The sequence below is a fragment of the Streptomyces sp. NBC_01520 genome, assembly GCF_045040375.1.
Lineage (GTDB): Bacteria > Actinomycetota > Actinomycetes > Streptomycetales > Streptomycetaceae > Streptomyces.
The window spans coordinates 26,540-46,897 of record NZ_CP109405.1 but is presented as its reverse complement, the minus strand read 5'-3'; the positions used below and the strand labels follow the sequence as shown (position 1 = coordinate 46,897).

General features: G+C 66.5%; 15 protein-coding genes and 3 pseudogenes. 7 read left to right on the top strand and 11 right to left on the bottom strand.

The genetic code is table 11. From position 1 onward, the window contains the following. The first annotated feature begins 117 nt into the window (after positions 1-117). Positions 118-1,719, top strand: a complete 1,602-nt coding sequence (locus OG524_RS36445) for an ISL3 family transposase (RefSeq protein WP_331725488.1) — start codon at positions 118-120, stop codon at positions 1,717-1,719. Positions 1,720-1,727: 8 nt separating this feature from the next. On the opposite strand, the gene OG524_RS36440 is transcribed toward OG524_RS36445, so the two are convergent. From OG524_RS36440 to istA, 4 genes are all read right to left on the bottom strand, one after another. After that, positions 1,728-2,027 (bottom strand): hypothetical protein, encoded by a 300-nt coding sequence (locus OG524_RS36440; protein WP_285573996.1) that lies wholly within the window; start codon positions 2,025-2,027, stop codon positions 1,728-1,730. A gap of 112 nt (positions 2,028-2,139) precedes the next feature. Then, positions 2,140-2,916, bottom strand: coding sequence for a hypothetical protein (locus tag OG524_RS36435; protein WP_331762225.1), 777 nt, complete (start codon positions 2,914-2,916; stop codon positions 2,140-2,142). Between the two features lie 84 nt (positions 2,917-3,000). Then, complete coding sequence (istB, locus tag OG524_RS36430) at positions 3,001-3,798, bottom strand: IS21-like element helper ATPase IstB (protein WP_331762223.1); 798 nt, start codon at positions 3,796-3,798, stop codon at positions 3,001-3,003. Then, positions 3,795-5,429, bottom strand: a complete 1,635-nt coding sequence (gene istA / locus OG524_RS36425; protein ID WP_331762221.1) for an IS21 family transposase — start codon at positions 5,427-5,429, stop codon at positions 3,795-3,797. The genes istB and istA overlap by 4 nt, the downstream gene beginning before the upstream one ends. A gap of 154 nt (positions 5,430-5,583) precedes the next feature. Here istA and OG524_RS36420 point away from each other — a divergent pair. The 4 genes and pseudogenes from OG524_RS36420 to OG524_RS36405 form a co-directional block, all read left to right on the top strand. Continuing rightward, positions 5,584-6,153, top strand: a pseudogene (locus OG524_RS36420) (transposase); the annotation flags it as partial. Between the two features lie 679 nt (positions 6,154-6,832). Beyond that, complete coding sequence (gene ltrA / locus OG524_RS36415; protein WP_331762220.1) at positions 6,833-8,635, top strand: group II intron reverse transcriptase/maturase; 1,803 nt, start codon at positions 6,833-6,835, stop codon at positions 8,633-8,635. 751 nt (positions 8,636-9,386) lie between these two features. Further along, complete coding sequence (gene ltrA, locus OG524_RS36410) at positions 9,387-11,189, top strand: group II intron reverse transcriptase/maturase (RefSeq protein WP_331762220.1); 1,803 nt, start codon at positions 9,387-9,389, stop codon at positions 11,187-11,189. Between the two features lie 72 nt (positions 11,190-11,261). After that, positions 11,262-11,780 (top strand): annotated as a pseudogene (locus tag OG524_RS36405) (IS30 family transposase); the annotation flags it as partial. Here OG524_RS36405 and OG524_RS36400 read toward each other — a convergent pair. From OG524_RS36400 to OG524_RS36375, 6 genes are all read right to left on the bottom strand, one after another. Beyond that, positions 11,728-12,390, bottom strand: coding sequence for an IS3 family transposase (locus OG524_RS36400; protein ID WP_331762219.1), 663 nt, complete (start codon positions 12,388-12,390; stop codon positions 11,728-11,730). The pseudogene OG524_RS36405 and the gene OG524_RS36400 sit on opposite strands and share 53 nt — an antisense overlap. Beyond that, positions 12,387-12,695 carry a transposase gene (locus tag OG524_RS36395; protein WP_405812562.1) on the bottom strand — a complete coding sequence of 103 codons (309 nt, stop codon included), beginning with the start codon at positions 12,693-12,695 and terminating at the stop codon, positions 12,387-12,389. The genes OG524_RS36400 and OG524_RS36395 overlap by 4 nt, the downstream gene beginning before the upstream one ends. Before the next feature lie 66 nt (positions 12,696-12,761). Then, positions 12,762-13,502, bottom strand: a complete 741-nt coding sequence (locus OG524_RS36390) for an SLATT domain-containing protein (RefSeq protein WP_331762216.1) — start codon at positions 13,500-13,502, stop codon at positions 12,762-12,764. A 27-nt stretch (positions 13,503-13,529) separates the two neighbouring features. Next, positions 13,530-14,090 carry a hypothetical protein gene (locus OG524_RS36385; protein WP_331762215.1) on the bottom strand — a complete coding sequence of 187 codons (561 nt, stop codon included), beginning with the start codon at positions 14,088-14,090 and terminating at the stop codon, positions 13,530-13,532. 277 nt (positions 14,091-14,367) lie between these two features. Next, a complete protein-coding gene (locus OG524_RS36380) occupies positions 14,368-14,574 on the bottom strand; it encodes a hypothetical protein (RefSeq protein ID WP_331762214.1) in 207 nt (68 codons plus the stop codon). 485 nt (positions 14,575-15,059) lie between these two features. Then, positions 15,060-15,731: a hypothetical protein gene (locus OG524_RS36375; RefSeq protein ID WP_331762213.1), complete on the bottom strand. Its 672-nt coding sequence runs from the start codon at positions 15,729-15,731 to the stop codon at positions 15,060-15,062. Here OG524_RS36375 and OG524_RS36370 point away from each other — a divergent pair. Then, positions 15,708-17,291: pseudogene (locus OG524_RS36370) on the top strand (PP2C family protein-serine/threonine phosphatase); the annotation flags it as partial. The gene OG524_RS36375 and the pseudogene OG524_RS36370 overlap by 24 nt on opposite strands. A gap of 226 nt (positions 17,292-17,517) precedes the next feature. On the opposite strand, the gene OG524_RS36365 reads toward OG524_RS36370, so the two are convergent. Further along, positions 17,518-17,742: a hypothetical protein gene (locus OG524_RS36365; RefSeq protein ID WP_267047436.1), complete on the bottom strand. Its 225-nt coding sequence runs from the start codon at positions 17,740-17,742 to the stop codon at positions 17,518-17,520. 368 nt (positions 17,743-18,110) lie between these two features. Here OG524_RS36365 and OG524_RS36360 point away from each other — a divergent pair, with 368 nt between their 5' ends. Beyond that, positions 18,111-20,129, top strand: a complete 2,019-nt coding sequence (locus OG524_RS36360) for an NACHT domain-containing protein (protein WP_405812561.1) — start codon at positions 18,111-18,113, stop codon at positions 20,127-20,129. Positions 20,130-20,358: the final 229 nt, after the last annotated feature.

The following is a 20,358-nucleotide window of genomic DNA, read 5'->3' as shown; positions in this document are numbered from 1 at the left end:
TCTGGCTCACTTTCCGTGGAGCATGCGCTCCGAGTGACGATCGTCGGGCGAGCGGGTCCGCGGGAAGATGCCCGGAATTGATCCGTACAGGGTGCGGTGTGGCTGACAGTTCGGCCCGTGGAAGAAGTGGTGCTCCGGCTGGAGGAGTTGCTGTTCCCGTCGATAGCCGACGTGGTGGTGCTGTCCGTGGCCGTGAACGACGAGGCGGTTCACATCGAGGCCCGAAGCACGGTGGCTGGGGCCATCTGTCCCGGATGCGGGGTCTGGTCACGGCGCATTCACGGCTCTTACCTGCGGTTTCCCGCTGATGTGCCCAGCGGAGGCAGACGGGTCGCTCTCTGTTTACGCGTCCGCAGGTTCCTCTGCCCGGTCATCTCGTGCAAGCGGCGGACTTTCGCCGAACAGCTGCCGGGCTTGACTCGTCGGTACGGCCGACGGACCGAGCGCCTGCGGTCGACGCTGGCCGCGGTCGGCCTCGCGCTCGCCGGCCGGGCCGGTGCCCGCCTGGCGCGCGTCTTCGGCGTGTCCGTGAGCCGCAGCACGGTGCTCAGGCTGGTCGAAGCGTTGCCTGACCCCGAAGTTCCAGCCCCGCGGGTGGTCGGCGTCGATGAGTACGCGACCCGCAAGGGGCGCCACTACGGGACCGTCCTGGTCGACGTTGAAAGCCGGCGACCAGTGGACCTGCTGCCCGACCGGGAGGCTTCCAGCCTGGCCGCTTGGCTCGCGAAACGGCCCGGGGTGGAGGTGGTCTGCCGCGATCGGGCACCGTTCTTCGCCGAAGGTGCCACGGCCGGGGCACCGCAGGCGGTGCAGGTCGCGGACAGGTGGCATCTTTGGCACAACCTGAGCGAGGCTGCAGAGCGGTGCGTCGCAGACCACCGCGGATGCCTGCAGGTCCTGGCGCCAGATCCAGCCCAGCCTGCCCCCGGTCCGGAGAAGTTCGAAGACCCCTCCGGCTCGCCCTGGCCGAGGGGACACCGCTTCGCCGACCGCACCCGTGTGAACCACGCGACCGTCCACGAACTGCTGGCCGCTGGGCTCAGCCGGAGGGCGATCGGCCGCCAACTCCGAATGACCTCCCGCACCGTCAAACTCCTCGCCGACGCAGCCACCCCGGAAGACCTATTCCGCGGGCAGTGGCAGGGCCGACCATCCAAACTCGACGCCTACAAGCCCTACCTGGATGACCGCTGGAACCAGGGCTGCACGAATGCCTGGAGGGTGTGGGAGGAGATCGTGCCGCTCGGCTATCAGGGCAGCTACCAGCGAGTTCGCGCCTATTTCCGGGAGAAGCGGCTCTCGCCAGGCCCCGTCACGGCTCGGCCACCGTCACCCCGGGTCGTCGCCGGATGGATCCTTCGCCGGCCGGAGACTCTCAACGAGACGGAGCACCTTCGACTCAAGGCCGTTCTGGTCCACTGCCCTGAACTGGACGCCCTCACCGGCCACGTCCGCTCCTTCGGCCAGATGCTCACCGAGCGCCAGGGCGAACGGCTGCCGCAGTGGCTCGATGCCGTCCGGCAAGATGACCTCCCCGGCCTCCATACCCTCGCCGCAGGCATCGACCGCGACCGCGATGCAGTCATCGCTGGCCTCACTCTGCCCTGGAGCTCAGGCGTGGTCGAAGGCCACGTCAACCGGATCAAGATGCTCAAACGCCAGATGTTCGGCCGGGCCGGTTTCCATCTTCTCCGCAAGCGCGTCCTGCTCTACTCGTGATGCACAGGTCAGACCGCATCATCAAGGAGCCCGAAGCCTTCCGGAAACCCTTCCAGGAACTCCCGGCGCGCGGGGTCGGACTCGGCTTCGGCCATCGTCCCGAGCAGACCGATCAGTTCGCTCCGTTGCTCGCTCGACAGCTTGCTGACCAGATGGGCGACACCCTCCAGCACCTTGACGGCCTCGTCTGGATCCATCTGCTCGTCTTCACTGCCCTCGATGAACCACAGGGCATCGACCAAGGCCGCGGCCAGGGCGTGAGTCAGAGACGAGTACACGGGCATGAAGGCGGTCTCCCAGCAGGTCACGGCAGCAGAGTCCGGCCATCCCACCACACAACACTGACATCACACTCAGTCAGCCCTCCACGGAATGTGAGCCAGAACCCGAGAAATAGCAGCGTGAGCGACGCGCGGTGCGTCACTGCCTGGCGGGTGCTCGGGTGAGTCCGATTCCGACCTTCGTCAGCATCTGGCCGAGGAGGTGGAGGGCTCGTGGCCGGGCTGGCACTTCGCGCGCTGTTCCCGTCCAGTAGGCGTCAGTGAGCTTCTCCGTCGCCGTGAGGATCTGGTCGTCGTTCTGGGTGGCCAGGACGAGGACGAAGCGCACGTAGTCGCCGATGTCGGTGCCCTGGGGGTGCTGATGCGTGAAGGTCCGCAGGCGCGGTGTCAGGGCGGGCAGGGTGCGGTCCGTCGGAATGACCACGGCGAGTCCGGCGAGAGCTAGGCGAACCGCTGGGCATTCGGCCGACCAGCGGGCCAGCAGAGTTGGAACGTGAGCCTGGACCGCGCTGCGGGCCCGGGCCTCACTGTCGGGATCGGCATGCTGTGGGATGGCCGGCCAGGTCTCGGCGAGATGGCGCTCAGCGACAGTGGCAGCCCTGAACAGCAGGTCGACGGCTTGGAACCGGTGTCGGGCGGGAACGCGGTCGTCGACTGCGAGGGCCGTGACCAGGGCGAGGCCGTCAGCGGTGGCCGGCTGGCAGGTGTCTTGGTGAAGGATCTCGCCATAGAAGTCGCCGAGGAAACTCCGGTCGTCCCAGCAAGGGTCGACCTCGCCGTCGAACAGCATCGCGGCCTGGGGCGGCCGGGGGCCCTGCATGCGGTCGGCGATGACGTCCTGGAACAGCCGCCGGATCGGCGGACCAGCAGCGTTCGTGGTGTGCCGGGTCTGCTCGGGTTCGGCGTTCGTATCCATGGCCAGCGCAGCCTACTGGAGCATGTCGGGCCGACGGCCCGTCGCCTGGAGGGGGGCGGGTAGTCGGCGCTGAGTCTGTTGCGGTCAGCCGGCCTCGGCCGATTCCTCCGCTCGGGCTCGGGTGGAGGCGAGGCGGTAGGAGTCGGTGCCAGTCTCGATGATGGTGCCGTTGAAGGTCAGGCGGTCGACGATGGCCGCGCAGAGGCGGGGGTCGGTGAAGGTCTTGGTCCAGCCGCCGAAGGACTCGTTGGAGGCGATGGCGACGCTGTTCTTCTCCTCGCGTTCGGTCAGGACCTGGAAGAGGAGTTCAGCGCCGCGGCGGTCGAGTTCCATGTAGCCGAGCTCGTCGATGCAGAGCAGGTCGACGCGGCCGTAGCGGGCGATGGTCTTGTTCAACTGCTTCTCGTCGGCCGCTTCGACCAGCTCGTTCACCAGCTTCGTGGCGAGCGTGTAGCGGACGCGGTAGCCCTGCATGGCAGCCTCGGTGCCCAGGGCGATGAGCATGTGGGACTTGCCCGTGCCAGAGTCGCCGATCAGGCAGAGCGGCTGGCTCTTCTTGATCCATTCACAGCTGGCCAGCGTGTGGATGGTAGCCGCGTCGATGTTCGGGTTCGCGTCGAAGTCGAAGGCCCGCAGCGACTTCTCCCGCGGAAATCCGGCCGCCTTGATCCGCCGCTCCGAACGGCGACGGGACCGATCGTCGCACTCGGTCATCAGCAGCTCAGCGAGGAAGCCCCGGTAGGTCATCTGGTCCTTCATCGCCCGGTCAGCGATCTCGGAGAACTCGTTGCGAATCGACGGCAGCCGCAGAAGCCGACAAGCACTGTCGATCGCGGCGTCGGCGGCCTGCTCGGTCAAGCCTCGCTGGCGGGGCAGGGTCACTGGGCTTCTCCCTCACGTTGATCGCCGCCGCTGGTGCGACGGCGTCGGAGCAATTGGTCATAGGGGGCCACCGAAGGCAGCGGCCTGGTGTCCGCAGGAAGATGCGCGAGCCGCCACTCGTGCAGCGACGTCACCGTCGCCGACGGCTCGCCAGGAGCCCGCCGGTCCGCTGCGGGGGCGGGTTCGGTCTCCGCCTGGGCAGCCTTGCGGGCTTCCAGAGCGACCGCGTCCGCGGTCATCGCCCCGGCCCGCAGGGCCGCAGCCAGGCCCGCGACGACATGCTCGTGAGGCAGATGACGCCCCAGCAGGAGTACCTCGATCAGTGCCCGGGTGCCGTCCCGCTCACCATGCATCTTGCGGGCCTGATCCCACCAGGCGTCGTGGACCGGGGTGAACCTCCCTGCCGAGCGGGCCTGTTCGAGGGCCGTGGAGCCGGGGAAGGCACCGGGCTTGCGGACCAGGACTTCTAGGTAGTGGTCCAGGTCCAGGCGGACGGCGCCCTTCGCGATCAGTCGTTCGTGCCGGGCCACTTCCACATTCTGGTCGTAAACCACCAGGTGAGAGGCGTGTAGCACGACACGCACGCGTTTACCGATAAGCCGGATCGGGACCGAGTAGCGATTGGTGCGGACCGGGATCTGGCCGTAGCGGTCGACCCGCGGGGTGAACAGCCGGCCCGTCTCGAACGGTTCCTCGGGCAACGGCATCAGCAGTGGTTGTTCGAGTGCGAAGTACTCAGCGACCGTCTTGGGCCTGGAGCCGATGCGGCGGGCGTCGTCCTGCCGGTCCCACTGCTCGACCATCTCGTTCAGCTCGGCGAGCGAGGAGACCTCGGGGACGGGAACGAAGTGGTTGCGGCGGAAGTAACCGATCATCCCTTCAACTCCGCCCTTCTCGTGGGCGCCTTCGATGCCGGGCCGGCAGTAGAAGCTTTCGATGCCGAAGTGCGAGCGGAAGGCGATCCACCGGTCGGCCTCGACTCTTCCCCGGCTCTGCCCCAGCACCCTGGCGACGGCGGCCTTCAGGTTGTCGTAGCGGACCTTGGTGCGCGGGACCCCGCCCAGCGTCCGTAGCGCGTGGACGTGGCCTTCGAAGAAGGCTTCCTGGCCGCAGGAGGCGAACACGCGGTGGACGGCCTTGCCCGAGTACGACAGCCGGAAGGAGAACAGGTAGCAGGTCACCAGCTCGCCGGCCAGGCGCACGGTCACGTCACCGAAGTCGACCTCCGCCTCGTGACCGGGCAGGTGAGTCTGCGGGACGAACGCCTCCAGCGGCGCCTTGCCGGACTCGACCAGGATCTCCGGCTTCCGGCTGGCGACGTAGTAGCGCACCACACCGTAGGAGACGTCCGCCCCGTGCTCCTCGATCAGCCGGTGGAAGATCCGGGTGACTGTGTGCCGCTGCTTGCGCGGCGCGTCCAGATCCGCCCGCAGGATCTCGTCGATCACCGGCTTGTACGGATCCAGAGTGGTGGCTCGTGGAGGCAGCTTCTTGCGGGGCTCCGGCCAGGACGAGTCCAACGCCTTCCGGACCGTCCGCCAAGTCACGCCGTGCTTGCGCTCAAGCTCCCGCATCGACATGCCGCCGCGATGGTCACGCCGGATCGCCGCGTACAGCTCGACCTTCGACATCCGCGGCATGACCAGGACCTTTCACCAGGAGCACCTCGATGCTGCCCTGGCAAGAACCCTGGTGCCTCCCGAACTCGTCGACATCACCCATCCGTGGAAATGGGCACCTCCCAAACTCATCGACAAGCGACGTCACTACTGCTCGATAAAGCCACTGGGGCGTTCGCCGTCCACGATCTCGCGGGAGCTGCGGCGCAACGCCTCCACGCGGAGTTACCACCTGGAGTACCGGGCCTCGCTGGCGCAATGGCATGCCGAGCGGCGGGCTCAGCGGCCGAAGCCGGCGAAGCTGGTGGCCGATGAGCGACTGCACGAGTACGTGCAGGACCGGCTGGCCGGGAACGTCGTCCACGCCCTGGACGGCCGGGTCGTCGAGGGTCCCCAGGTGCCGCCCTGGCAGGGAAGGAACAAGCCCCGCCGTCAGGACCGCCGCTGGGCGACCTCCTGGAGCCCGGAACAGATATCACAGCGGCTCACGGTGGACTTCCCCGAAGATGAGTCCATGCGCATCTCCCCGGAAGCGATCTACCAGGCCCTTTACGTCCAGGGACGCGGAGCCCTCAAGCGTGAGCTCGTCGCCTGCCTGCGCACCGGACGGTCACTGCGTGTCCCGCGGGAGCGCACCAGGCAGAGCGTCCGCGGCCACGTGACCGCTGACGTGCTGATCAGCGAGCGGCCGGCCGAGGCCGAGGACCGTGCCGTTCCAGGCCACTGGGAAGGTGACCGTGCGACACGAAGTTGCACGAATTTGAGTGGACTGACCGATTGGAGAGGCGGTTGATGAAGCCGTAGGTGCAGTCACGGGTCCGTGTCCGTATGACCCGTCCCCGCCCTTGACGTGCGATGCCGGTAACGGCGTGGTGCGAAGCTCAGGGGAAAGCCCAAGGACTTCCGTTCCATCCGGGAGTTACCGGCAAGGGGAAGACCGGACGGGTGAAGTATATGAACTCCCGATGATGCCTCGTGATCCCAAGCCCCGCCGATGGAATGCGTGAGTGGGGTGCATGGCTAGCCGTTGAGAAGCGGCAGGCGCTGGCCGGTAGAGGTCACTCCGGCCAGGTGGACACCGCCGCCTCGGGGTAAAGGGAGCACCCACACCGGTCGTATCTCATTCGTGTGGAACGTGGAAACCCCGTTGGGGTCCGGGCCTCTTTGGCTCGGTCAGCTGACCGTAAGGAACGCTCAACTCCCCAGCGGGAACAGGACGGCCCAAGAAGCCGACGCCGGAAACCGAAAGGAAACGGGAAAGCGGTGCAGCATGACCGGCCTCTCCACCAGTCGCCCCGCATAACCGTCCGGATACGGGTGTGTTGCCCGACCCGAAAGGGTGCTGACGTGGGCCGGGTGAGCCTGTGCAGAATCACTGGATAAGGACGACGGAACCGAGGGGCAAGTTGGACACCATGCAGATAGCGGATGGATCGGCTCCGGCCCTTCCGGCAGCTTCTGTGTCGGTGAACGGACCCGAGGGCGAAGACTTGGACTGGGCGTCGATTGACTGGCGGCGGGTCGAGGAAGACGTACGGCGTCTGCGGCAGAGGATCTTCACGGCATCGCAGGCAGGGGATCTGAAGAAGGTCCGCAATTTGCAGAAGCTGATGCTCCGGTCCCGCTCGAACACGATCCTGAGTGTGCGACGGGTCACGGAGGTCAATGCTGGACGCGCGACGGCGGGAGTCGATGGAAAGGTCGTGTTGATGCCCCAGTCAAAGGCCGCATTGGCCCACTGGGTTCAGCACCGTGCCCGTCCGTGGATTCCCAAGCCCGTCAAGCGGGTGTTTATCCCCAAACCGGGGACCATGAAGAAGCGCGGACTCGGGATTCCCGTGATTGTTGACCGGTGCCTGCAAGCTGTGGCATTGGGAGCATTGGAGCCCGAGTGGGAAGCGCGGTTCGAGCCGAAGTCGTACGGCTTTCGGCCCGGCCGCGGCTGTCACGACGCGATCGGGGCCATCTACTCCACGCTCAACGGGAAGAACCCGCAGCGTGCGTGGGTACTCGACGCGGACCTGACGGCGGCGTTCGACCGTATCGACCACGCCCGACTCATGGCCGTACTCGGCACCTTCCCCGCCCGGGGACTGGTCCGGCAGTGGCTGAAGGCCGGGGTCGTGGATCGCGGTCGGTTCGCCCCGACCGAGGAGGGAACTCCGCAGGGTGGGGTGATCAGCCCGTTGCTCTTCAACGTGGCCCTGCACGGAATGGAGGAAGCCGCAGGGGTCCGCTATTACAACACCGGCAGGGATGCCGGGAGTGCGCAAAGCGGCAGCCCCGTGCTGGTGCGGTACGCAGATGATTTTGTCGCGATGTGCAGCAGCCGTGAACAGGCCGAACAGGTCAAAGAGCGGCTCGCTGCCTGGCTGACGCCCAGGGGACTCGCCTTCCACGAGGACAAGACACGAATCGTCCACGCGGAGAGCGGATTCGACTTCCTGGGGTTCAACGTCCGCCGCTATCACGGCAAACTGCTGATCAAACCGAGCACAGCAGCTCAGCGACGGATCCGGGAACGGCTCAGCACCGAAATGTTGGCCCTGCGTGGGGCCAACGCCGGTGCGGTACTCAAGAAGATCAACCCGATCGTGCGGGGTTGGTCGGCCTACTACCGGACGGTGGTGTCCAGCGAGATCTTCACGGCGCTGGACAATCACATGTGGAAGCTCGCTTACAAGTGGGCCAAACACAGCCACCCGAACAAGCCGAAGCACTGGGTATCCGACAAGTACTTCGGCCGGTTCAACAAGGTCAGGAAGGACCGGTGGGTTTTCGGTGACCGTGACAGCGGCGCCTACCTGCTCAAGTTCTCCTGGACGAAGATAGTCCGGCACCAGTTGGTGAAGGGGAGGGCGTCCCCGGACGACCCCGCCCTGGAGTCATATTGGGCTCAACGGCGCCGCAAAGGAACTCCTCTGCCGGTCGACGCTATGACCGTGCGCCTTCTACAGGCGCAACGCGGCCGTTGCTCGATCTGTGGAGGACTCCTGCTGCACGCCGACCACCCGCCGCAAAGCCCACAGGAATGGGAAGCGTGGCGGGTCGTCATCCGGAAGGCGATCTTCAAGCAATACATCGCGTTCCCGGACGAGAGTACGCCGGACGGTCAACGACTCCGTCTCCTCCACACCCATTGTCAGCGGCGGAATGGAGCCGCCGCGATGACGAGTCCAGCACTTTTGCCTGCCGGCGAGCCTCTGGGGCTTGCTTGAGCCGTGTGCGGTGAAAGCTGCTTGCACGGTTCTGAGGGGGCGGGGACGCAGCAATGCGTCCCCGCTACCCGACGTGCGACACGAAGTTGCACGAATTTGAGTGGACTGACCGATTGGAGAGGCGGTTGATGAAGCCGTAGGTGCAGTCACGGGTCCGTGTCCGTATGACCCGTCCCCGCCCTTGACGTGCGATGCCGGTAACGGCGTGGTGCGAAGCTCAGGGGAAAGCCCAAGGACTTCCGTTCCATCCGGGAGTTACCGGCAAGGGGAAGACCGGACGGGTGAAGTATATGAACTCCCGATGATGCCTCGTGATCCCAAGCCCCGCCGATGGAATGCGTGAGTGGGGTGCATGGCTAGCCGTTGAGAAGCGGCAGGCGCTGGCCGGTAGAGGTCACTCCGGCCAGGTGGACACCGCCGCCTCGGGGTAAAGGGAGCACCCACACCGGTCGTATCTCATTCGTGTGGAACGTGGAAACCCCGTTGGGGTCCGGGCCTCTTTGGCTCGGTCAGCTGACCGTAAGGAACGCTCAACTCCCCAGCGGGAACAGGACGGCCCAAGAAGCCGACGCCGGAAACCGAAAGGAAACGGGAAAGCGGTGCAGCATGACCGGCCTCTCCACCAGTCGCCCCGCATAACCGTCCGGATACGGGTGTGTTGCCCGACCCGAAAGGGTGCTGACGTGGGCCGGGTGAGCCTGTGCAGAATCACTGGATAAGGACGACGGAACCGAGGGGCAAGTTGGACACCATGCAGATAGCGGATGGATCGGCTCCGGCCCTTCCGGCAGCTTCTGTGTCGGTGAACGGACCCGAGGGCGAAGACTTGGACTGGGCGTCGATTGACTGGCGGCGGGTCGAGGAAGACGTACGGCGTCTGCGGCAGAGGATCTTCACGGCATCGCAGGCAGGGGATCTGAAGAAGGTCCGCAATTTGCAGAAGCTGATGCTCCGGTCCCGCTCGAACACGATCCTGAGTGTGCGACGGGTCACGGAGGTCAATGCTGGACGCGCGACGGCGGGAGTCGATGGAAAGGTCGTGTTGATGCCCCAGTCAAAGGCCGCATTGGCCCACTGGGTTCAGCACCGTGCCCGTCCGTGGATTCCCAAGCCCGTCAAGCGGGTGTTTATCCCCAAACCGGGGACCATGAAGAAGCGCGGACTCGGGATTCCCGTGATTGTTGACCGGTGCCTGCAAGCTGTGGCATTGGGAGCATTGGAGCCCGAGTGGGAAGCGCGGTTCGAGCCGAAGTCGTACGGCTTTCGGCCCGGCCGCGGCTGTCACGACGCGATCGGGGCCATCTACTCCACGCTCAACGGGAAGAACCCGCAGCGTGCGTGGGTACTCGACGCGGACCTGACGGCGGCGTTCGACCGTATCGACCACGCCCGACTCATGGCCGTACTCGGCACCTTCCCCGCCCGGGGACTGGTCCGGCAGTGGCTGAAGGCCGGGGTCGTGGATCGCGGTCGGTTCGCCCCGACCGAGGAGGGAACTCCGCAGGGTGGGGTGATCAGCCCGTTGCTCTTCAACGTGGCCCTGCACGGAATGGAGGAAGCCGCAGGGGTCCGCTATTACAACACCGGCAGGGATGCCGGGAGTGCGCAAAGCGGCAGCCCCGTGCTGGTGCGGTACGCAGATGATTTTGTCGCGATGTGCAGCAGCCGTGAACAGGCCGAACAGGTCAAAGAGCGGCTCGCTGCCTGGCTGACGCCCAGGGGACTCGCCTTCCACGAGGACAAGACACGAATCGTCCACGCGGAGAGCGGATTCGACTTCCTGGGGTTCAACGTCCGCCGCTATCACGGCAAACTGCTGATCAAACCGAGCACAGCAGCTCAGCGACGGATCCGGGAACGGCTCAGCACCGAAATGTTGGCCCTGCGTGGGGCCAACGCCGGTGCGGTACTCAAGAAGATCAACCCGATCGTGCGGGGTTGGTCGGCCTACTACCGGACGGTGGTGTCCAGCGAGATCTTCACGGCGCTGGACAATCACATGTGGAAGCTCGCTTACAAGTGGGCCAAACACAGCCACCCGAACAAGCCGAAGCACTGGGTATCCGACAAGTACTTCGGCCGGTTCAACAAGGTCAGGAAGGACCGGTGGGTTTTCGGTGACCGTGACAGCGGCGCCTACCTGCTCAAGTTCTCCTGGACGAAGATAGTCCGGCACCAGTTGGTGAAGGGGAGGGCGTCCCCGGACGACCCCGCCCTGGAGTCATATTGGGCTCAACGGCGCCGCAAAGGAACTCCTCTGCCGGTCGACGCTATGACCGTGCGCCTTCTACAGGCGCAACGCGGCCGTTGCTCGATCTGTGGAGGACTCCTGCTGCACGCCGACCACCCGCCGCAAAGCCCACAGGAATGGGAAGCGTGGCGGGTCGTCATCCGGAAGGCGATCTTCAAGCAATACATCGCGTTCCCGGACGAGAGTACGCCGGACGGTCAACGACTCCGTCTCCTCCACACCCATTGTCAGCGGCGGAATGGAGCCGCCGCGATGACGAGTCCAGCACTTTTGCCTGCCGGCGAGCCTCTGGGGCTTGCTTGAGCCGTGTGCGGTGAAAGCTGCTTGCACGGTTCTGAGGGGGCGGGGACGCAGCAATGCGTCCCCGCTACCCGACTCATCATCGGCACCGGCCGGTCCGCGATCGGCACGCTGGTCGAGCGCAGTACGCGGTTCACCATGCTGTTGCACCTGCCCCGGATGGAAGGCTTCGGCACCGAACCACGCACCAAGAACGGGCCCGCGCTGGCCGGCCGCGGCGCCGAGGCCGTGAAAGACGCGATCACCGCCACCATTACGACCTTGCCCGAGCAACTGCGCAGGTCTCTGACGTGGGACCGGGGCACGGAACTGGCCCAGCACGCCCAGCTCCGCGTCGATGCCGGACTCCAGGTCTACTTCGCCGACCCCCACAGTCCCTGGCAGCGCGGCACCAACGAGAACACGAACGGTCTGCTGCGGCAGTACTTTCCGAAGGGCACGGACCTGTCGCGCTGGGGCATCGACGAGCTCCAGGCCGTCGCCTTCACCCTCAACAACCGCCCCCGCAAGACCCTCGCCTGGAAGACCCCCGCCGAAGCCCTCAACGAGCACCTACTATCCCTCCAGGAAGCTGGTGTTGCGACGACCGGTTGAGTCCAAGTTGCGAGCCGTGATCGGTGTGCATCACCGCTCCGGCCAGGCTCCCGCGGGTCCGCTGGGCTGCCGCCAGGGCGTCGATGACGAGCTCGGTTCGCATGTGGTCGGCGATCGCCCACCCGGCCAGACGACGTGAGGCGAGGTCGATGACGGTCGCGAGGTAGAGCGGCTTCGCGCCGCTGACCGGCATGTATGTGATGTCGCCGACGTACTTCGTGTTCACCGCAGCCGCGGTGAAATCACGACCGATCAGATCCGGCGCTTTCGGCGCGGCCTGGTCCGCGACGGTGGTCCGGTGACGGCGGCGCAAACGGACACCCTCGACTCCGATGGCCCGCATGATCCTTGCGACCCGTTTGTGGTTGATGCGTTCGCCCTCGTCACGGAGTTCGGCGGTGATCCTGGGGGCTCCGTAGGTGCCGTCGGAGTCCTGATGGACCTTGCGTATCCGGGCCGCGAGCCCGGTCTCGGCGACCTGCCGGGCCACCCGTGCTGCCGCGGTGCGGCGCCAGTAGTAGAAGCTCGAGCGGGAGAGGCCGAGGATGTCGCAGAGCCGCTTCACGCCGAAACGGCGCTGGTGGTCATCAACGAACTGGCAGCGGTTCACCAGCGCGTCTCCGTCGCGAAATATCGGGCCGCCTTACGGAGAATGTCGCGTTCTTCCTCCAGCTCGCGAATCCTCTTCCGTGCCGCGACCAGCTCCGCCGCCTGAACGTCGTCACCGCCGGCCCGGACAGCTGCCGGCGGTGCGGAGTGGGCACCGGGGCGCCGCCCATCCGCAGCCCGGATCCAGTTCCGCAGCGTCTCGGTGTTCACCCCGAGATCACCGGCCACCGACTTGACCGTCGCTCCCGGCCTCGACCGGTACAACGCGACCGCGTCCGCCTTGAACTCGGCGGGATAGTGCTTCATCCCCACGGGGACTCCGTTCTCCTGGACCATCAAGATCCAAGTCTCTCCGGTGTCCAAAACCCGGGGTCAAGGCCCGAAGGCGTTGGCCTCCTCCTCGATGGCGTCGGCGGTCTGGAGCAGGAAGTAGCTGCGCTCGCGGTACTTGTAGTAGCCGGTGAAGGCGGCGGCCAGCGTGACGCTGAAGCCGATGGCGACGATCGTGATGTTCTGCCAGGTGAACTGATTGCGGGTGTCCAGAGCGGCGACGGTGGTCGTGGATGCCGCCCCGATCATGATGAGGTTCTGCAGCACGTTGTGGATGAGCCGGTACCTACGGCTGTCCGTCCGGTGCTGCTCGATCACCCCGGCCACGTCCTCGCGGTAGAGGCTGCGCCGCTCCTTCAGCGTCGGGTGGATGAGCGCGCTGAGAAACCGCAGGGCCTCACGGTTCGTCGCGAGCATGTCCTCCAACTTGGCCAGGCTCGGCCGGCCACGGGGTGGCGCGGCGACCCAGGCGACCGCACCCGAGACCAGCGCCAGCGCCGCGCAGGTGATGTCCACCCGAAGGAACCGGGACGGTGAGCCCCAGGCCAGTACGGTCCATAACAGGCCCGTCAGGACCGCACCCCCGGCCACGGTCAGGGCCACGCCCACCGTGCGGACCCTTCTCCTTCGCCGCACCAGGTCCCGCTCCGTCTGCCTCACCTTGCGCCTCAGCTCGCGCAGCGAGGAGTGTTCGTCGGCTTCGACCTGCCGTTGTTCGGCACTCAGCTGGTCATCGGCGTCGCTGATCCGGCGGGGCGCATCGTCGTCAAGGCTGCGGGCCACGGCTTCACTCCTCTCGTCTGCGCAGACTCAGCGGGCGAACGCTTCGGTCAGGCTGATGCGGTAGCCGTCCTCTTCCATCAGCACGACGGTGACGCCGAACGGGTCGGGGTGGTCCAGCTCGATCGGGGTGAAGGAGAAGTTCACCGCGGCCTGGATCGGCGGCACCAGCTCGCCGCCGGGCTGCGGCGCGGGTGCCGGCCTCCAGTCGGGGGCGACCGACGCCCAGCCCTCAGGACTGCGGGACAGGAGCTGCTCGGCGTAGGGGAACTGGTGCAGCACATGCCCGTCACGGGTGGCCAGCACCGTGTTCAGGCACGGCGCCAAGCCGACGATGGGGAGCTCGCAGGCGGTGGCGACGTCGTGCATCTCCCACGCGAGGACAACCTCGTCCGCGCCGGCCGCCGCGGCGGTGTTCGCGAGTTCTGCGATCCCGGCGACCGCGTCTTGGCCGACGTGGAGCGGTCGGACCCAGATCATCCCGACCAGCTCGCCGCGCACCAGCGGCATCATGAGCGGCCGGGGCACCATGCCCTCGCCCAGCGAGGCGCTGTACGTCTCCTTCGCGACGCTGACCAGACTGTTCCACATCCGTGCTTCCACGGGAGCCCCCTCCGTCTGCCGTAACCGATCAACGCCGACCCTGCCACGCAGGGTGATGTCGTGTCAGCGGGATGATCGGCCAGCTGTAGGGGGACCGACAGCAGAAGCCGGGCGGCTCAGACCGCGTACGGCAAGCACCTGGTTCGCATGGGCCAGCTCATCCCGGCCGTGCTGTACACACACGTCATGGACTGCCCAGGGCCTCGCGGCCGCGCTCGTCCCGGCGGCAGGCCAGCAACGGACCAGGTTCGCGCTGAGGTCCGCCCTACTTGAAGACCCCGAGTACCACCGCGAGCACAGCGCTGATCACCATCAACGCCATCGCGAACGCCTTGCCCGACGTGGAAACAGACTCCGGTACCGGGCTCCCGCCCCAGCGGGCGATAGCGAACGCTACCCCTGCCACAAAGAACGAGAAGACCACCGCCAGGCCGATCCCCATCAGCACCATCAGGGTGTGGGTGACGTTCAAGACTCCCCTCCAAAATTCACTTCGTGTAGCGGTACGCCGTCGCACCGCACTGAAATGACGATCCACCCCCCACCTGCGCGGATGAACCGGTTGGATGTTGTTCGCGGGACAACGTGGGGTTGTTTGGCCAACAACCCGATTAGGAGGGGGACGACGTGGGAGCAGCAAGGCGGCCCGGGCGGCCGTGGGCGGAGGCTCGCGGGGCGTCCGAGGAGATCAACGAGGTCGTTCACATCCTTCGCGGCTGGCTTGATGCGTCCAATGTGTCGGTGGCAACGCTGCACCGCCTTCTGACACCGGAGCACTTCGACGGAGCTCCACGATCCGTCCCTCCGGTCTGGCGGTTACGCGAGCAGCTCAACGGCGTGGGTCTGACGTGGGAACTCGCTGAGGCCGTCGCAGACATCTGCTTTCCGGCCGAGACGGTGCAGGAGGCAGCTCACCGGCTCGATCAGGTTCGGCGGTTGTGGGACGCAGCGAACACCTCACCCACCGCGGCTCATGTCGATCCGACGTACAACCTCGTCGAGGCGCAGAATCACACGATTCGCGCATTGGAGGAGCTCAACCGTGTGCGGCAGGCGTACGAGGTCAGTGAGCAGGCCCGGCTGCAGGCCTTGCAAGTGGCCACAGTCCTCTTCGCGCTGCTCGGCCAGACGCAGGCTCAGGTAGCCCAGCTCACACGGCAGCTCGATGCTCTCCGCGCCGCCGACAGCCCTCGTCCCGTCGAAGAGGTACGGACCGAGGGCCGCCTCGATCGCGCCCAGAAACAGACCGAGGACCTTCGCCTCCAACTGGCACGAGCTGAGGAAGAACGCGACAGAGCACAGCAAGTCGCGGATCTCGCTGCCCGTCAGATCAGCCAGCTCGAGAAGGAGCTCCGCGACCTCAGGCCCGGTGCGGAGCACGGTGTTCCGGCTCAGAGCGGGGCGGAGGTCGCACTCCCTGGGCCAGCCGGAACTGCTGCGGATGATGATGCTCTTGACCAAGTTGACGCGGCCCTCCAGAAGGCCCGCGACGTTCTCGACCGAGAACACGAGGCGGTTCAAGAAGCTGCCGAGGACGTCGGGTGGCGGGATGCCGGCCAACAGAGCCAGGCGCCTCCAGAAGCCGCCGAGGACGAGGAGTGGTGGCTGGTCGAAGACGCGGAAAAGCAAGGGGGAGTCGTCCCGGGCCAGGTCGTAAGGGACGTACCAACGGTACGAAACGACGAGGAGACGTTGTTCGGGACAACCTCTGATAACCCTCCCACCAGCGCAAATACCCCTGGCTCCGGTACAGAACTTGCGGTCCGGAGGGAGGGTGACCGCGTCCGGTTCATTGGGGCCGCGACGCGTCGGATCTCGCGCGGGATGGACCTCGACGAGATCGTGCTCGGGCTGTGCCGCGCGAGCGTACCGACGTTCTGCGACACCATCCTGGTCTACCTCCGTGACCCGCTCCCGGTGGGCGACGAGCGGCCGACCGCGCCGTTCGTACTGCGCCTGCGCCGCACCGATCAGCTGCGGTTGAATGACATGGAGGGCGAGGAACTGCCGCTCGCCCCCGACTTGAATCCGACCCCTGCGGCCGAACTCTGCGAGGTGCGTTCCGGCGGGGCCCTCGCCGATGTGATGCGCCATGTCCGGCCGGTCTTTGGCGAGGCCACCGGAAGCCCCGCTGCAATGCGGGAGCTATGCGGCCCCGAGCATGGCGTGCCAGGATCGCGCCGAACGATCCTGGCCCCACTGCGGGGACGGCGCCGCGTCATCGGCGTTGCTGTCTTCCTACGCACCCATGAACGGCCGGCCTTCGATCCGCACGACCTGCTCGTCTCAGCTCAACTCGCCACTCATACAGCGCTCAGCATCGACAAAGCCGTCCTGTACGGCCGGGAGGCTTACCTCGCCGGTGAGCTGCAGCGCGCGATGTTGCCAGATTCGCTGCCTCAACCCCTCGGTGCCAAGATCGCCTTCCGCTATCTCCCGGCCGCCGAAACGGCACGGGTCGGCGGCGACTGGTACGACGTGGTCCCACTACCTGGCAGCCAGGTGGCGCTGGTGGTTGGCGATGTGATGGGCCATTCCATGACCTCCGCCGCGATCATGGGCCAACTGGGGACCATGGTGCATACCCTGTCCGGGCTGAACCTGACGCCGGACGAGGTTCTCAGGCGGCTCGACATTCAGGCACAGCGCCTGGGTCCCGACCGGATGGCGACCTGCATGTACGCGGTGTACGACCCGGTCGCCCATCGGATCAAGATCGCCAACGCGGGCCACCCACCTCCGATCCTGCTGCACCTCGGCGGTCGGGCAGAGGTTCTTCGGGTCCCGTCAGGAGCGCCGATCGGTATCGGCGGGGTCGACTTCAGCACCGTCGAGTTTGACGCGCCTCCCGGAGCCACGCTGATTCTCTACACAGACGGTCTGGTCGAGTCCCGCATGCGGGACGTGTGGACCGGGATAGAGCACCTGCGGCAGCGCATAGCCGACGTCAGCCTTCTGAGCGGACCCGACCACTCGCCGCCCCTGGAAGCACTCTGCGACGACGTCCTCGACATGCTCGGCCTGGGCGACCGGGACGACGACATCGCGTTGCTCGCGGCCCGTTTCGACGGGATCGAACCGTAAAACGTGGCGTATTGGTTCCTGGAACCGGAGGACGCAGCACCCGGGCGGGCCCGGCGGCGGGTGCTGGCCTGCTGGGACCTGGGGGAGCTCTCGGGCGCCGTCGAGCGAGCTCGTGACGAACGCTCGCTGCCTTAACCCTGCGGTGTACGCCCCCTTCACCACGTTCTATGGGCTGGTGGTGCTGCTCGACTTCAAGGAGGTCGACACCACAGCGAAGCTCGACGCAAGGACCTGTTGGCGCTCCTTGAAAATGGCTCTGGCCGGAGTTTCGTGAAGGGCCAGGTCGTCGGAGTGGAGGTGGCTGGGATTCAGCGGCACCCTTCGTAGGTCGCTACCCAGCAGCCACAACCATGCCGGCCGTGACCTGAGGACGGTTGGGGAGCAGCGACGCGAGGTTGTCCCTTACGAAGTCCGCCGCCCGCTCGATCGACTCTTCGGCCCCGGACTGGTCTTCAAAGACGCTGGTAGAGACCATCACTCCGTCCCCGGCGTCCACCCAGTAGTAGGCCACGAATCCGGGGACTCGGCGGAGGAGAGGCACGAATCCCTCATCCACTCGGCGTCCCGCCTCAGCAGAGTCAGTCACTCCTTCGTAACGCCGAATTACTGCGTACACAGCTGATCTCCTCACAGATCCCAAGTTCACCTTGCGCGAAGCGACCTACCCCCACCGAGCATCTTTCGCTCGGGGGACTCCCGGAAGCGACCCGTATAGGCGCACCGGTGATCCAAACCGGGGATCTGCTGTGGCCGAGGCTGAGCGAACCGGGACATCACGGAAGTCCGGTCAGAGCCTTGAAAATCGCCACCCTCTGCTCAGGGGTTGCCCAGACCTGCTCACCTTCGCTCCCCATCCATCGGCCCCCAAGCGGCTTCTGTCAGATGCATGGTGCAAGGTGTGCACGGTTGCCATGATCTATGAACATGAACAGACGCAAGCTGACCGGGTGGTTGTTGGCGTTCGTGTGCGCGGCAACGGTGGGGACAGTGGCGGCGTGGGGTTTACCGGGGCTTAAGCAGGGTGATGTCGACCCGCTCGGCGCGGCGATCGCCTTGATGGGGCTTGCGCTGGCGGTCTGGTCGGGGTGGATGTCTTGGCAGGGACTGCGCCACCAGGAGAGCGACGCGGTTGCAATGGCCGGACGGCTGGCGCAGGCGGTACTGCGAGCGGAGACCGAGGCGAGGACGCAGCTACTCGGCGGGGACGGCACGACGATCGATGTGCGATTCGGCTTCCGACCAGCTACGGCCCGCAACGCCGCCGGTGCCGCCGTGGAGGGGCGATTGAGCGAGGTGGTGAACTACTACCAACGGCTACGACCAGGGCGTCTGGTGATCACCGGGGAACCAGGGGCAGGCAAGACTGTGCTCGCCCTCGAACTCCTCCTTGCTCTGTTGGAGGAGCGCAGGCCCGAAGACCCGGTACCGGTACGGCTGCCTCTGGCTTCCTGGCTCCCCCTGACTGCCTCTCACCGCGGCACCGTGCCAAGCACGGGTGCCAGCCATACTCCGGGCGATGCTGTGAAGGTGGTACAGGCGTGGGTGTGCCAGCATCTGGTGGACACCTACCGAGGGATCTCCCCTGCTGCCGCAGCGGCGCTGATGGACGCAGGACTCATCCTTCCGGTGTTCGACGGGCTGGACGAGATGGACGCCGGAGACACGCCGGGGTACGGCTCCCGAGCCCGGCAGGCGTTGGACGTACTCAACGCCTTCCAACGTGGCCGGGCGAAGGCGTGCCTGGTGCTGACCTGCCGCAGCGGGCAGTACCAGGCGCTGGAGGCATTGGAGGTTTGGGCTCAGGACGCCGCGCGAGTGGAGATCGGCCGGATCAGTCCCGCCCAGGCCCGCCTGTACATCCAGCAACGGGTGGGAAGCTCAGCGCGATGGCAGGGAGTGCTGGACACACTTGATCGGCCCTCGCCCTCGCCGCTGGCACGGGCTTTGTCCACCCCCTGGCGGCTGACCGTGGCCGTGACCGTCCACGAACAGCGTGATCTCGACGGCGCTTATCTGCGCTCGCCCCGGGATCTGATCTGTCCCGAACTGGGCAGCGACCGGGCGGTCCGCGACCACCTTCTCAAGCTGTTCCTCCAGGACGCCACCGCCCGGTACCGCGCCCCGCAGAGCGACACCTACACCCCCGACCAAGTCAGGGCTTGGCTGGGTGTGTTGGCCGCCTACCTCAACACCAACGCCGCCACCGGGCGCACCATGGCTGGCAAGGCCCTGTCGGGCACCGATCTGACCCTGCACGAACTGTGGCCCGTGGCCGGCAGCCACCGTCCTCGCATTGCCCACCTTGCTCTCCTCACCGGAGTGTTCCTGGGAGGCGCGGCCCTGGGCATCTGGGGATTCGGCATCGAGTTGTCCGGCGGGGCAGTCCTCACCATGGCCGTGGCCCTCTCGGCTCTCGGGCTCACGTATGTTTTTGCGTGGCCGGAGCCTTCGCGGCTCGACCTGAGACGGCTGCGTACCCCCCAGGGCCGACGAACTGCAGCATTCTGGCTCGCGAACACATTCATGGCCAGTGTCGGTTTACCGCCCCTGGGCGGGTGCGCGGACGAGGGCACCCTCAGCGTCGTCGATCCCCGCGTACTTGTTCGTATCAGCCTCACGAGCGGACTCGTGGTCGGGCTCGGTTCCGGGCTCATGTTCGTACTCGCGACGACCGGTCTCGCGGCCGGGAACGCCCCGACGACGGTCAGGATCATAGTTGGGATCATGCTGGCGACCGCGGCGGGGAGTGCGGGGAGTGCCGGGATGCGCTACCTCGCCCTGCTGCTGTGCACCCGCCGCGGTGCCCGGGCTTTGCCCTGGCGCCTCGGCCGGTTTCTGCAGTGGGCTACCAATGCCGGCCTTCTTCGGAAGGCCGGCATCGCCTACCAGTTCCGCCACCGCGAACTCCAGGATTGGCTCGCCGCCCCCGCCAACCGTCCCTGATGGCCGCTGCTCTCCAGCTTGGTCCAGCCTCTGGATCCCTGGCTCAGGTCAGGGAGGAAGCCGGAGGCCCGGGCCCATCCAGCCGCTGCCTGGAGTGGAGCGCCGTTCGCTCGTCCGCAGGTGGGTGATGCCGTGCTCGATCCTAAAGTCACGGGCGACGTCGGCGCAGTAGGGCAGCGGCGAGGGCCGGGAGGGCCCGTACAACAGCGACCACATCGGACCGGTGGGC